General features: G+C 37.3%; 1 protein-coding gene. It reads left to right on the top strand.

Annotated elements, in window-relative coordinates:
- Positions 1 to 714 (top strand): Gfo/Idh/MocA family protein (locus AC1DG9_RS27520; RefSeq protein WP_477635757.1); only part of this gene is annotated, 714 nt, incomplete at both ends.

The raw sequence follows: 714 nt of genomic DNA, 5'->3' as shown, positions 1-714 counted from the left end.
CCTTTACAGCATGAGGAGTACACGTTGCTCTCTTTGGCTGCAGGAAAGCCCGTTTATGTAGAAAAACCGATGACGTTAAATACAGAATCGGCTTTGAGAATGAAAAATGCTGCAATTAATTTTAATGTTAAATTATGTGTAGCACATTACCGTAGAGAACAACCTATATTTTTAAAAGTAAAGCAATTATTGTCGGATAAAGTGATTGGCGATATCAGGTTTGTTCAATTGCAAATGCTTCAATCTCCGGCACATAATTTAATTGCCAGTACTGATACTAACTGGCGGCTTGACCCATCTATTTCTGGAGGTGGTCTTTTCCATGATCTTGCACCTCATCAGTTAGATTTGATGATTTATTACTTTGGGAAAGTAAGTAGCTCATCGGGCATTTCAGTAAACCAATCAAAAGAATATTCCGCAGACGATCTTGTTACCGGACAAATTTTATTTGAAAATGGCGTGGTCTTTAATGGGACCTGGTGTTTTACAGTATCAGAAGCTGACAAGAAAGATATTTGCGAAATAACAGGCTCAACTGGGAAAATAAGTTTTCCCGTATTTGGAAATAAGATTACTCTTAAAAAGGATGGTTACGAAGAAGAATTTATTTTTGAAGCATTGCAGCATGTTCAACAACCAATGATTGAGCGTGTAACAGCCTATTTTTTGGGCAAAGGGGATAATCCATGTTCAGCAGAACAGGCAATATTG

The sequence above is a fragment of the Pedobacter sp. 05L430 genome (assembly GCF_056397585.1).
The sequence above is the reverse complement of the archived record's forward strand: the minus strand, read 5'-3'. Positions and strand labels throughout refer to the sequence as shown.